This window comes from Cryobacterium sp. TMT2-42-4, assembly GCF_004402645.1.
GTDB lineage: Bacteria > Actinomycetota > Actinomycetes > Actinomycetales > Microbacteriaceae > Cryobacterium > Cryobacterium sandaracinum.
The window spans coordinates 1-12,238 of sequence record NZ_SOFT01000026.1 but is presented as its reverse complement, the minus strand read 5'-3'; the positions used below and the strand labels follow the sequence as shown (position 1 = coordinate 12,238).

Genomic DNA, 12,238 nt, shown 5'->3' with positions numbered 1-12,238 from the left:
GCGTTGTCACCGCATGCGCCGACGCGGCCCATCGACCCGGTGATGCCGTTGTTCTTCAGCACCCGCAGGAACGCGTTGGAGCGGAACTGGGAGCCTCGGTCCGAGTGCAGGATCGTGCCGTCGATGGTGCGCTGGCCGATCGCGTTCCGGGCGGCGGCGGCGGCCAGGGACGCCTTCATCCTGGAGTCGATCGAGTAGCCGACGATCTTGTTCGAGTAGACGTCTTTGATCGCGCAGAGGTAGATCTTGCCCTCGTCCGTGCGGTGTTCGGTGATGTCGGTGAGCCAGAGCTGGTTCGGGCGTGTCGCGGTGAATTTCCGTTTGACGTGGTCGTCATGGACGGGCGGCCCGGCCTTGCGTGTGAGGCCGCGTTTCTTCGCGAACACGGACCAGAGCCGTTGCTGCGAGCACAACCGCCAGACCCGGTTCTCACCCGCGGTGAGGCCGGCCTGGCCGAGCTCGTCGGAGATGAACCGGTAGCCGAAGGCGGGGTCGTCTCGGTGGATATCCCAGGCGGCGTTGGTGAGACGGGCGTCGACCCAGTCGCGCTGGGAGATGGGGTCGCGCTTCCACTGGTAGAACGCTTGTTTGGAGAAGCGCAACACCCGGCAGGTCACCGTGACGGGGACACCGTCGACGGCCAGTTCACGGACCAGCGGGTAGATCATTTTGGGTTGACGTCCCGGGACAGATACGCGACAGCCCGGCGCATGACCTCAGCTTCCTACTCGAGCAGCCGGATGCGTTTCTTGGCATCCCGCAGTTCCGCGGACTCCTTCTCGGTCACGCCCGGCTTGACGCCTTCCTCGACGTCGGCTTTCTTCAGCCAATTCGCCAGGCAGGACTCCGAGATCCCGAAGTCATTCGCGATCTGATTCAGNCGCCAGGCAGGACTCCGAGATCCCGAAGTCATTCGCGATCTGATTCAGCGGGGCTTCGTGCTTCCGGGCGACCGCGACAACGTCGCGGCGGAACTCGGGTGGGTAGGGCTTGGGCATGTTGACATCCTTCCAGCGAAGACGAATCTCCACAGGTTAGGAGTCAACCAAACCGGGGGCAGTCCCNGCGGGGCTTCGTGCTTCCGGGCGACCGCGACAACGTCGCGGCGGAACTCGGGTGGGTAGGGCTTGGGCATGTTGACATCCTTCCAGCGAAGACGAATCTCCACAGGTTAGGAGTCAACCAAACCGGGGCAGCCCTGAACTCCATTCGAAAGCTGGCGACGCGTCACCCGATCGATGTGAATGTACCGAGGTACAGCACGAGTACACACCGTCGCGGGCGGGAGCATCCCAGCCCTAACGATTCCCTGACGGGCTCGCCCGGAAACCTAACGACTTTGCCCCTAGGGGCAGCGCTCCGGTGTTCCAAAGTCATGCTGCACTGTGCCGCGGCGCGTCGAGCAATGCGCCACAATGCCTATCGTCGACTGCCCCGGCTGACGTGGCTTGTGCGAACAGTACGCGGACGGCGACACGGCCCTCACGAAACCGTGTCCCCTCAAGGGCCGACTAGTGGCGTGGTCCAGAAAGGGGCCAGTGTTGAATCACGCTTGAACGGGGGGTGCAATGCGCAATTCACAGAGGTCTTCGGGATCGACGGCGTTTTCACGTCGTCCTGTTCACTCGCGATACCACCGGCGATAGGTCCGGCGGATTCCATCGATAACTGGAGTGAAGACTATGAACAGAAGCAGAATCAGGTCCGGTGCCCTTGCGGCCCTCGCCATCAGTGCTCTATTCGTGACGGGCGGCCTCGTGGCGTCCGGATCAGCCGGTGCATCTGCCGCGACGCAATCCACGGATGTCGATAGGTGGGTCGTTCCCGAGACCCAACAGGGGGGCGAATACTGGACGGCAGAGCGGATGAGGACCGCCACCCCTGGCGATGTACTGGTCGTCGACAACGTGGCATCCGCTGGCCGAAGTGACGTCGAGGTGGGGCAAGAGAAGAAGGTCACGAAGCAGTCCCGCAATCCCAAGGTCACACCAACGGCGACTCAGCAGACACCCGTGGACCACATCGGCAAGGTGTTCTTCACGCTCGGCGGGAGCGACTACGTCTGCTCGGGTAACGCCATCTCCGCGGCCAACGAGAGCACCGTTGCGACAGCCGGACACTGCGTGAACGAGGGCCCGGGGGCATTCGCCTCCCGACTGGTCTTCGTTCCGGCCTACGAGAACGGCGCCGCACCTTTCGGACAGTGGAACGCGACGGAGCTCTACGCTCCGACCCAATGGACGTCGGGCGGCGACATCACCTATGACACCGGATTCGCGATCGTCTCTTCCCCCACGGGTGTGACCCTGAGCGACACGGTCGGCGCATCGGGCGTGGCTTTCAATGACGGCAGAGGACTCACCTACTCGGCCTTCGGCTACCCGGCGGCGGCACCGTTCACGGGCAACACCCTGCAGTCCTGCTCCGGCACCGCCACGGACGACCCATACGCCCAGTCCGAATCGCAGGGCATCCCCTGCGACATGACCGGTGGTTCATCCGGCGGCCCCTGGTTCATCGGCAGCGGCTCGGCCGGCTATCAGAACTCGGTCAACAGTTTCGGCTACAACAACGTCGCGAACACCATGTTCGGGCCGTACTGGGGATCGGTCATCGAGAGCGCCTATGCTGCCGCCGCCGCCTGAACCTGACCGGCCTGACGAACCCTGCCCCGCATCCGTTGCGCACGAGAATCTGACCGCGGGCCCGTCCGACGCTGAATGGGACGAAGACCGGATGCGCGCGGCGCGACCACGAGCGATCCGTCTCAACCCGGACGGCACTCGCGATTCGGGTGAAGTACCGGGACCGCCGGAACCGACGGACGTACAGTAGAACCACCTGCGGGACAGCACCGGCAAGTTGGTGGTCCGCCGCATACCGCGGTATGTGGCGGACCACCGTCCTGCCATCCGGGTCGAGGCCACGGGGACAGCCAGGGAGCCGATCGCAACCTCTCACCCCGTTCCGCAGCGGTGACAGGGATCGGGAACCGTCGAGGATCATTGACTACTGAGGTTCGGTGAACGGCTCGAAGACCGCCCGCTCGATGAGGCGGTGCGCATCGAGGGTCGCAAGGAGCACCCACGAGGGTGGCGTCGGCACGAGGGTATCGACAATCGTTTGAGCAAGGATGCGGCCAGGACCCACGAGGAGCTGTCGGCGAGGGTTGTCAGAGCGTTCGTCTGCGACGTGGTGAGGGGTGCCTGGGTGTAGGGAGCGCGGTTCGTGTCGGACCGGAACAGGAATGGGTAGTCCCCGGTGGCCACGGATGCGCAGTGATCGGGTTGGCGAGATCAGGCTTTCGTCGATCCCGTCAACTGAGTGCCCAACCACGCTGCCAACGAAGGCCGGGGCGGCAGCGACAATCGTTGGACCCCAGCAAATCTCGGCCTGGATTTCGCTCGCCCCCGCTCGATCGCGATGGACGCAAGGCCCGCACTCAAGGTTGTCCTTGTGTAGATCCCATGACTTCATCGTGCACCTCGACCGGGAGATGCGTAATTCCCATTCCAGGCTGGTCGCTGACGAAAGCGATGGGCGGAGTGCGCAACTTTCGCTGACAGCAACGCCTTGATAGGCAACTCCCGACGGTGGGACACTGGAAGTTGTGAACCTCAACGATGAACTGCAGGCCGTCGAAAAAGTGGTGGATCGACTCGCGAAACGATTCCCAAATGTGCCAAGGTCGAGCGTCGAAAGAGCCGTCCGCGAGGAGCATCAGAACTTCTCCGGCCACCCGATACGTGACTTTGTTCCCGTTCTCGTCGAACACGGGGTCAAGGAACGCTTACGCAAACGGTGAACCACGGTTCAGCGGGATAGTGCGCGACCACCAGTGGTCCGTTGCGCTTTACTGGACATCCCGGATCATGAACACTGGGAAATCGGCTGCTATGGTTTCGAATGCCGAGACCGGCTCCGACTGATCGAGCGGAATGTGCGGTCGGGCGCCGGGTGCTTGCGCCAGGTAGGACTTGATAATCGGTGCGCGGGCATCCGCTCGAACCTCTTCGAGCAGCACCCGTCGCCTGCGCCCCGCGTAAATCACGGCGCGCCCATTCGCGGCCCGCACATTGCGCACCCACCGCGAGCCCTGGCCCAGCATCGAAACCACGTACTCACTGCCTTCGTAGCGGGCCACCACGAGCGGCAGGGTGAGCAGGGTGTGCGACTTCGGATTGACGGTCTCGAGGCTTACCGCGCCGTGGCCGACGATACCGAGCGAGAACACCATCGCGCTGATTCGGTTCAGGAAACGCGCCCACCGGTTCGGGCGCCCGCCGGCGTACATGCGCCGTAACGAGTCTTCACGGATCATGTCGGGTCGCCGCTGATCTTGAAGTGGGTGTTGTGCACGAATTTTGGCATGAGTGGTGTGCCTCTCTCGTTTTCCGACTGACACCAACGTTGCGGCTGTGTCGCTCGGGCGAGCTGACAGTACCATCGCATCACGGCGCGACCATTGTCAGTGAGTATCCGATTCCGTAACCGTAGGGGACGGAACACCGTCGCCGTTCTTGACGACGTGCACCAATGCCAGGGCGCGACCGCGGCCCCGGTCGGTGTCCTATTTCAGCGAAACGACGATCACCAGCTCGATCAGACAACGAACAATCACGACGCTCTTGCGATCGGTGGTAGGTCGATCTGTATGCTTTGCAAATGACGGCGCCGCAGATCTATGTCACTTTTCCCGGTACAGCGCGCGAAGCACTCCGCTTTTATGCGGATGTTTTCAGTGGAGTGCTCACTCTGCATACCTACGAGGATTTCGGTCGCAGTGACGGCCCGCCCCGCAACATAGCTCACGGAGTGCTCGAGGGCGTAGTTGTATTGATGGGATCCGATGCAGCCGCAGGCGAAAAAAGTGTTCGGCTCGATGGCGTCAAGCTCTCATTGCTGGGCGCCGCCGAACCGAAAATCCTCCACGAGTGGTTCGATAAACTCGCGATTGGCGGCCAGATCGTTGACTACCTTGCCCCAAAGCCTTGGGGTGCTTCGGATGGCCAAGTCATCGACCGTCATGGACTGCACTGGCTCATCGGATACGAACTCGGGCAATGAGCGGCACACAACGCTCGATCGTGGGGAGCTCCACCGTGCTTTCCCCCTGTCGCCCTTTTGGAAAGCCCCGAAGCGGATGCCGTGCCCGGCCCGTCCGCGCCGGCCGGACCGATCCCGGCCCGACGTGCTCGCCGTCAGAGACTTGATCAGCAACGGCGGCCAACAGAAAGTCCTGATCAACGCACCGGCTGTCCGCGAGTGCTCACCCGCATGTGGGCGTCGGAGTCGGGCAACTTATTGCATCGGGTGCACCCCGTATTTCGCCTCAAGCGTGGCATCCGTCACAATCTCCAGCGTGGACATGCCGCGACCGGTCTGGCAGCGCGTCACGCCGGGTCAGCGAAGTACCCCAAAACAAAGCTGCCGAAGTTCACCTGAACCACCCCTGTTACGCTGACAACGAGTCGTCCTGATTCGAGCCGACCGACTGAACCGGCATCGGTAGCGGCCAAGTACGGATGACTGTGCCAGCTACAACTGAGTATCTGTCTAGAAAGTGAGTGCGGGCCGGAGGATTCGTCCACGCGGCTACATCTAGCCGTGAGTCCACCGATCAAGGTGCGCCGAGGATCGCGTACCCCGCCGCATCGCATTTGGGTGCGGTGTCACAGGCATCCGCGGTCAGTTCTGCCGACATCGCCGCGACGACGGAGCTCTCCGAAAGCACCGGTTTGCATCACGAGCAGCTCAGCGTCTACTCCGCCATAGCCACAAAAACCGTCCATGATCGAGCGGAGAGCACCCTCAGTGACGCCGGAACGGTGATCACGGCCATGGCGAACACGGTGGATCCGACCCTTTGGCATCATCCGTTGCCGCGCTCGGGGACTACAGGTCATTGGAGACGGACACCGTCAACGAGCTCACCGAACAGGCTCAGGCTCAGGCGGCCGCCCAGGCCGTGGCCGCTGATGCGGCGCGCGATTCTGCTCCCGCTGTTGAGTCCCAGCCCGTCGCCGGTGGCAACACGCCGGCCGAGGCGAAAGCGACGGCCCGGGCGATGGCAGCCTCGCAATACGGCTGGGGCGAGTCCGAGTTCTCCTGCCTCGTACAGCTTTGGAACACGGAGTCTGGCTGGTCGTACACGGCCAACAACCCCAGCGGCGCCACTGGAATCCCGCAGGCCCTGCCCGGGAGCAAGATGGCCTCGGCGGGATCCGACTGGGTCACGAACGCGACGACGCAGATCTCCTGGGATCTCGGCTAGATCAAGGCCGGGTACGCCACCCCGTGCGAGCCTGGGCGCATTCCGTGACCAACAACTGATAGTGACCGCACCTGACCTGACCAGGCCGGGGCAACGGATTCGGGGGGTGAGCCGCAGGTCGAGGTGGACGGTCATGCTCCAGGCTGCTCCACAGTCGAACGGGTGGAAGGCTTGACGTACGTTGAGCGAGCCAGGCCCCCGCACGCTGCTGACTCTGGCGAGCGGCCTCACGCAGGTCCCACAGATTCTCCCGGGTGACGGAGACAGTCGGGCATCACCTCCCTATGCGGGACGCCTGCACCGGAGTGCCAACCAGCAGTGACGCCGGCGTACCGCACACCGCCCCGGCCACGGTAGGCGTTCGTCATCGACATCAGGCTGACCCGGTCGGCGCCAAAAAAACCCGTGCGAGTCAGCCGAGTGCTCCCGGCCGTCTGCGTGCAATGAAGAACGGTCGCACCGACACCAGGTAGAAGGCGACGAGCGCGGCCAGCAACCCCGATGCGGATGCCCCGACGGCGACGCCCCAGAGCAGCCGGGGCCCGTTGCCGGGCACGATCACGCCGGTGATGTCGGCGTTCGCGGGCGGCTCCGTGGGCATCATCGCCGGAGTCGGCGTGCTGGTGTTCTCCGGCTCGGTGGTCGTTCTTGCGCGCTCGCCTGGAGCGGGAGCGGAGGTCGGGGCTGGATCCACGTTCTTGGCAGGTGGGGCTTCCGACGGTGCCGCCGCCGTCGCCGACGGTGCAACGACAGCCGGCGTGGACTGTGGCCCGGCCGAGGGGGCCGGCTCTGCCGGGGGAGTGGTGGCGAGTTCCTCAGGTGCTGGCGAGGGGAACTTGGTCGGAGTGAGAGTGGGAGGGGGCGGCGGAGTCGGTGTCGGTCCGGGGGTGGTTTCACCCTCGGTCAGGGCCACACACTGTGTCTCCCCGTCGACATCGACGATCGGCACGGTTTCGCCCGGGCACTCGTCGGCGGAGACGCGCGTCGCACTCGGCATCACGGTGCTGAGCGTCAGTAGGAGAGCGATCCCGGCCGTGAGCCCGGTCGCGGCAATCAGGGTGGTGAGTCGTCGATACACAGCTGATCCAGGTTCCGTTCGATGGTGCCGTCAGTGTTCTGGTTGAACCGAGTCTGCCCTCGGTCCCCGGACGCGTCCAGTGCCCGGGACCACCGAAGTGGCATGTGTGCCCGTCAGTTCGAATCGGGTCGCCGCGCCTGAGCCCCGGGCGGCCCTCGACAAAGCCGAGGGTCGGCGGCAGAATCGGACGAGGCGGACCCGCAGGAGGTATTCGCCGGGTGGGAGCCTCATGTTCACGAATCGGAGCGAGGCCGGCCGACTGCTGGCCGAACCACTGATCGAACGACTGACCGAGCTTGAGGCGCACGACCCGGTGGTCTACGCCCTCCCGCGGGGCGGTGTGCCTGTGGCGATCGAGGTCGCTCGGCGCCTGCATGCCCCGCTGGACCTCATCCTGGTGCGCAAGATCGGGGCCCCGGGCTATCCGGAGGTCGCGATGGGGGCGGTCGTCGACGGTGCTAGTCCGCAGGCGATCGTCAATGAGGACGTGTTCGCCGCCACCGGGGGCGACTCGATGGGTTTGGCCCGGGCCCGCCGTCGCGAGCTGGCCGAAATCGCACGACGTCGCACCCTCTACCTCAATGACCGCCCGCAGATCAGTCCGCGGGGCCGTGTCGCCGTCGTCGTGGACGACGGCCTCGCGACGGGAGCCACGGCCAAGGCAGCCCTCGCGGCCCTGAAAGGGCAGGGCGCCGCACTCACGGTGCTCGCGGTTCCGGTCGCACCCGCCGAGCTGCTCGGGGAGATGCGGCAGTATGCGGATGTCATCGTCGTGCTGCACGCCCCGCAGGAGTTGTGGGCAATCGGGCCCTTTTACACCGACTTCCACCAACTCTCAGACAACGAGACCGTCGCCCTGCTGCAGGAGGCGTGGGCTGAGGCTGACGCCACTCCACCGACAGACGGCCGGACGAACTGACGGTCATATGACGGATGCTTTTCCCGCCGGCACGGTCCCGAAGCGGCAGAATGGGCAGGTGCACCTTCTGGCGAGTCGAACGGGAAACGGGGAGATCCTCGTGCTGTCGCTCGACGCCGAGGGCAACGTCGTGGGGCCAGCACTCCGTTTGCCTTCACACGAATTCCCCGGCTATGTGCTCGGTCAGGAGCGAGACCGGCCCCGTTGGGTGTGGGAGGACACGGCCCGCATCTACCCGCTGCTCCTGGCGGCCGGAATCAGGGTGCACCGCGCCCACGACTTGCGCCTGTGCCACGCGATCCTGCGCCAGTCGTCGCTGACCCAGGCAAGCGCGCTGGCCCGGGCGGAGCCGAGCCGCTGGGATCGGGCGGTGGCCTTCGAACCGGCCGCGTCCGCATCCGGGGTGACACTCTTCGACCTGTTCGACAGCGACGGTGACAGCGCCGCCGGCAGCGACACCGAGACCGCCGCCGACGGCGTGACCGGCCGCGACGCCGGCAGCGCGGCCGCCGGGTTCGGTACGCAGGCGGAATACCGGCGCCAGCTCGACGCGGTCCGCGCCTCTGCGGAGCCCGGCCGCCTCCGCCTGCTGCTCGCCGCGGAATCGGCCGGGGCGCTGATCGCCGCCGAGATGCAGTTCGCCGGCCTGCCGTGGCGCACCGACGTGCACGACGCTCTGCTGACCCGCGAACTCGGCCCCCGCGTCGCCCCGGGCATCCGGCCCGAACGCCTCGAAAACCTCGCTCGGCGCATCCGTGACGCTGTTGGCGAACCCGGTCTCAACCCCGACTCCCAGCCCGACCTGATGCGGGCACTGCAGAAGGTCGGCCTGAAGGTGACGTCCACCCGCGCCTGGGAGCTCAAGGAGCTCACCCACCCTGTGATCGATCCGCTGCTCGAATACAAGAAGCTGGCCCGGCTGCTCAGCGCGAACGGCTGGTATTGGATGGACACCTGGATCGTCGACGGCCGGTTCCATCCCGAGTACATCCCCGGCGGGGTGGTGACGGGCCGCTGGGCCACTCGGGGCGGGGGAGCCCTGCAGCTGCCCAAACAGGTGCGCGGCGCAGTCGTCGCCGATGCGGGCTGGAAGCTCGTGGTCGCGGACGCCGCGCAGCTCGAGCCGCGTATCCTCGCCGCCCTATCGGCCGACACGGCCATGGCCCAGGCCGGCCGGGGAACGGACCTGTACGCCGGGATCGTCGCCGGGGGCGTTTTGGAGACCCGCGACCACGCCAAGGTGGCCATGCTCGGGGCCATGTACGGCGCCACTAAAGGGGAGAGCGGGCGCCTTCTGCCCCGGCTCGCGAAGGCCTTTCCGAGGGCACTGGCCCTCACCGAGACGGCCGCACGCGCCGGGGAACGCGGCGAGAGCGTGACGACACGGCTTGGACGTTCATCCCCACGGCCCGGGGAACGCTGGCTGGCCACCCAGGCCAAGGCCTACGACCCCGGGGCAACGGATGCCGACGAGCGCCGGGCCCGCAGTCAGGCGCGAGACTGGGGCCGCTTCACCCGCAATTTCATCGTTCAGGGCAGCGCCGCGGAATGGGCGCTGTGCTGGATGGCGGAGGTGCGGCGGGAACTGCGAATGCTGCCCCAGGGGGCCCAGGGTGCCTCCGGGTCGGAATTCGACCGGGCCCCGCACCTGGTTTTCTTCCTGCACGACGAGGTCATGGTGCACACGCCCGCCGCGCTGGCCGATACCGTCGAGGAAATCATCCGGCGGGCGGCGGATAACGCCGGCCGGCACTTGTTCGGCGATTTCCCGGTCGATTTCCTGCTCACCGTCGCGACGGTCGACAGCTACGCGCAGGCGAAGTAGGTGCGACCACCGCAGGGGCGACGGCAGCTTCGACGGTGCGTGTCGCCCAGGTCAGGCGACGGATGCCGGTCGTCGCCCGCGCTTCGGCCGCACGTCGTTCAGACCCTGCCGAAAATTCGCGGCGTGGCCGTCCTCGAGCAGCGCGTCGACGTCCCGAAGCCAGTCCAGCGCAGCGGCGGACAGCGCGACCCGGGCGGCGCCCGCCAAGCGCTCCGCGCCCGTGGCCGCGGTGGCCAGGGTCGCAGTCTCGGTGCGTGACTGCCACTGCCGGCGGTACCGGGCAACGATGCCGCGCGCATCGATGCCCAGCACCTGAGGATCAGGGAGGGAGACGGCGATCAGGACCCGGTCGACCAGGTCGCTCCACTCGTTGCCGGGAGCGCTCTCGGTATCGGCCAGCCAGTGGAGCGCCTCGGCCTGGCCGAGAGCGGTGATTCGGTACAGTGGCAGGCCGTCTGCGGTGCTGCCGGCCGATTCAACGGCTGCCTGTTTCACCAACCGCTCTAGAGTGCCGTAGATCTGCCCGACGTTGACCGCCCGCCGACCGGCCGTTCGAGACTCCAACTCGCCATGAAGCTGGAAGCCATAGGCCGGACCGATCGTAAGGATCGCCAACAGGCAGCTGCGAACAGACATGGGACCTCCGGTGGCCAAGGCATGACCATACGTAGTATAGCGAACGGAGATCCGGTCCCGGCTCGAGTCTTGTGATCGCAGGGGTCGTTGAGGCATAATTCATGGAGGCAGCGCCTGCGCGGTGCGTCGACCGTTGGTCATAGGTTCACCGTTCTCGATAAGTTCACAGCACGCCGCATTGTTTCGTTCAGAGGTCGTTGGGGAAGACGCACCTCACAGAACGGGAGAAACGATGGTGGCTACACACGCTCGGCAGGAAGCGACTGCGCGCGGCTTCATTTACGTGCATTCTTCGCCTCGCGCTCTGAGCGCCCATGTGGAGTGGGCCGTGGGTCGCGCCCTGGGCGTGCCCGTCAGTTTCGACTGGTCTGAGCAGCCCGTGCTCCGCGGAGCGCAGCGGGCCGAGTACCAGTGGGAAGGCGCCTGCGGTACGGGGGCGCGGCTCGCGTCGGCGCTCCGCGGGTGGGAACACCTTCGCTTCGAGGTCACCGAAGACGCCGGTTTCGGCGCCGATGGGGCGCGCTGGCTGCACACCCCCGACCTGGGCATCTTCTTCGCCCAGACCGACACGGCCGGTAACGTCGTTATCCCGGAGGACCGGCTGCGCCACGCCATGGACCTGGCCGGGGCGAACGCGCTGGAGCTCCACCGGCAGCTCCGCATCGCGCTCGGGCAGGCCTGGGACGACGAGCTCGAACCGTTCCGGCACGTCGGCGATTTCAACTCTGTCGTGTGGTTGCACCAGACGGGCTGACGTGCTGCGCACAGTCCCTCCCGAACACGGAACGGCCCCGACCGGTGCCTTAGGTTCTAGCGGTCGTTGCAACACCCCGTCTTTCTGGGAGTTGCAACGACCGTGTCTTCGTTAACGAGTGGAAACCCGTCTTCGGGTAGGAAAAAGAGGATCAAGAGGACGTATAGGCAGCAGGATGTTGATGCGTTCTTCTTGGTGTTCGAGCGGCTGGGATCGAAGGCGGCCGCTGCTGCCGAGCTGGGGTTCAATCCGCGCACGGCAGCCCGGTGGGGCCGGGTGAAAGGTGTGGGCGGGCGAGCACCCCACCCGGGCCCGGACGAGTACTCGAAGCTGCGTGCCTCGGGCGTTCACCGGGCCGAAGCCGCACGCCGGATCGGTGTGAATTCCCGCACCGCCCAAGACTGGGACCTCGGAATCCGACACGTGAGTAACAAGCGCATTCGCCCGGATGGGCGCGTGATCGACTACACAAGTGGAATGGCCACGCTTCTTCCTGCGGTGCCGGCGGCGCTGGAGCAGCCGATCAACGCCCGCTACCTGTCTTTGTCAGAACGGGAAACGATCCGGGACATGCTGGCCTCCGGCTCGTCATTGCGAACCATCAGCGCCGCGTTGCGCCGGGCGCGGTTACGTCCCTGTGAGTGGTGTGGTTTCCCGCTCTTGAGTGTTGCTTCGTCAACGTGAAGAGCCACCGTGGGATGGTCAGTGAGTACCGACTAAAGCAACTCACAAAGGACACCACACGATGGCTC

At 65.7% G+C, this 12,238-nt stretch carries 11 protein-coding genes and 1 pseudogene; 8 read left to right on the top strand and 4 right to left on the bottom strand.

Features of this window, described 5'->3' with window-relative positions; all coding sequences use genetic code 11:
* A pseudogene (locus E3O18_RS09245) lies at positions 1-998 on the bottom strand (IS3 family transposase); the annotation flags it as partial.
* Between the two features lie 684 nt (positions 999-1,682).
* Between E3O18_RS09245 and E3O18_RS09240 the strand changes: the two are divergent.
* Positions 1,683-2,645, top strand: a complete 963-nt coding sequence (locus E3O18_RS09240) for a trypsin-like serine protease (RefSeq protein WP_134395858.1) — start codon at positions 1,683-1,685, stop codon at positions 2,643-2,645.
* A 965-nt stretch (positions 2,646-3,610) separates the two neighbouring features.
* Positions 3,611-3,805, top strand: a complete 195-nt coding sequence (locus E3O18_RS09235; protein ID WP_134417955.1) for a DUF3562 domain-containing protein — start codon at positions 3,611-3,613, stop codon at positions 3,803-3,805.
* Positions 3,806-3,853: 48 nt separating this feature from the next.
* On the opposite strand, the gene E3O18_RS09230 is transcribed toward E3O18_RS09235, so the two are convergent.
* Positions 3,854-4,321 (bottom strand): nitroreductase family deazaflavin-dependent oxidoreductase, encoded by a 468-nt coding sequence (locus E3O18_RS09230; protein WP_198410911.1) that lies wholly within the window; start codon positions 4,319-4,321, stop codon positions 3,854-3,856.
* Between the two features lie 344 nt (positions 4,322-4,665).
* On the opposite strand from E3O18_RS09230, the gene E3O18_RS09225 reads away from it, so the two are divergent.
* Both E3O18_RS09225 and E3O18_RS09220 read left to right on the top strand, forming a co-directional pair.
* Positions 4,666-5,067 carry a VOC family protein gene (locus E3O18_RS09225; RefSeq protein ID WP_134397875.1) on the top strand — a complete coding sequence of 134 codons (402 nt, stop codon included), beginning with the start codon at positions 4,666-4,668 and terminating at the stop codon, positions 5,065-5,067.
* Between the two features lie 799 nt (positions 5,068-5,866).
* On the top strand, positions 5,867-6,274 hold the full coding sequence (locus tag E3O18_RS09220; protein WP_134395865.1) for a hypothetical protein: 408 nt from the start codon (positions 5,867-5,869) through the stop codon (positions 6,272-6,274).
* 412 nt (positions 6,275-6,686) lie between these two features.
* Here E3O18_RS09220 and E3O18_RS09215 read toward each other — a convergent pair whose 3' ends face one another.
* On the bottom strand, positions 6,687-7,352 hold the full coding sequence (locus E3O18_RS09215) for a hypothetical protein (RefSeq protein ID WP_134417953.1): 666 nt from the start codon (positions 7,350-7,352) through the stop codon (positions 6,687-6,689).
* 229 nt (positions 7,353-7,581) lie between these two features.
* On the opposite strand from E3O18_RS09215, the gene E3O18_RS09210 reads away from it, so the two are divergent.
* Both E3O18_RS09210 and E3O18_RS09205 read left to right on the top strand, forming a co-directional pair.
* Complete coding sequence (locus E3O18_RS09210) at positions 7,582-8,271, top strand: phosphoribosyltransferase family protein (RefSeq protein ID WP_104101874.1); 690 nt, start codon at positions 7,582-7,584, stop codon at positions 8,269-8,271.
* Positions 8,272-8,329: 58 nt separating this feature from the next.
* Complete coding sequence (locus tag E3O18_RS09205) at positions 8,330-10,096, top strand: bifunctional 3'-5' exonuclease/DNA polymerase (RefSeq protein WP_241978161.1); 1,767 nt, start codon at positions 8,330-8,332, stop codon at positions 10,094-10,096.
* Between the two features lie 51 nt (positions 10,097-10,147).
* Here the strand turns inward: E3O18_RS09205 and E3O18_RS09200 are convergent, their stop codons facing one another.
* Positions 10,148-10,732 (bottom strand): PadR family transcriptional regulator, encoded by a 585-nt coding sequence (locus E3O18_RS09200; RefSeq protein ID WP_166784511.1) that lies wholly within the window; start codon positions 10,730-10,732, stop codon positions 10,148-10,150.
* A 232-nt stretch (positions 10,733-10,964) separates the two neighbouring features.
* On the opposite strand from E3O18_RS09200, the gene E3O18_RS09195 reads away from it, so the two are divergent.
* A complete protein-coding gene (locus E3O18_RS09195; RefSeq protein WP_134395872.1) occupies positions 10,965-11,486 on the top strand; it encodes a DUF3145 domain-containing protein in 522 nt (173 codons plus the stop codon).
* A 195-nt stretch (positions 11,487-11,681) separates the two neighbouring features.
* Entirely contained in the window at positions 11,682-12,170 is a 489-nt protein-coding gene (locus tag E3O18_RS09190) for a helix-turn-helix domain-containing protein (RefSeq protein WP_347232343.1), read from the top strand.
* Positions 12,171-12,238 lie beyond the last annotated feature (68 nt).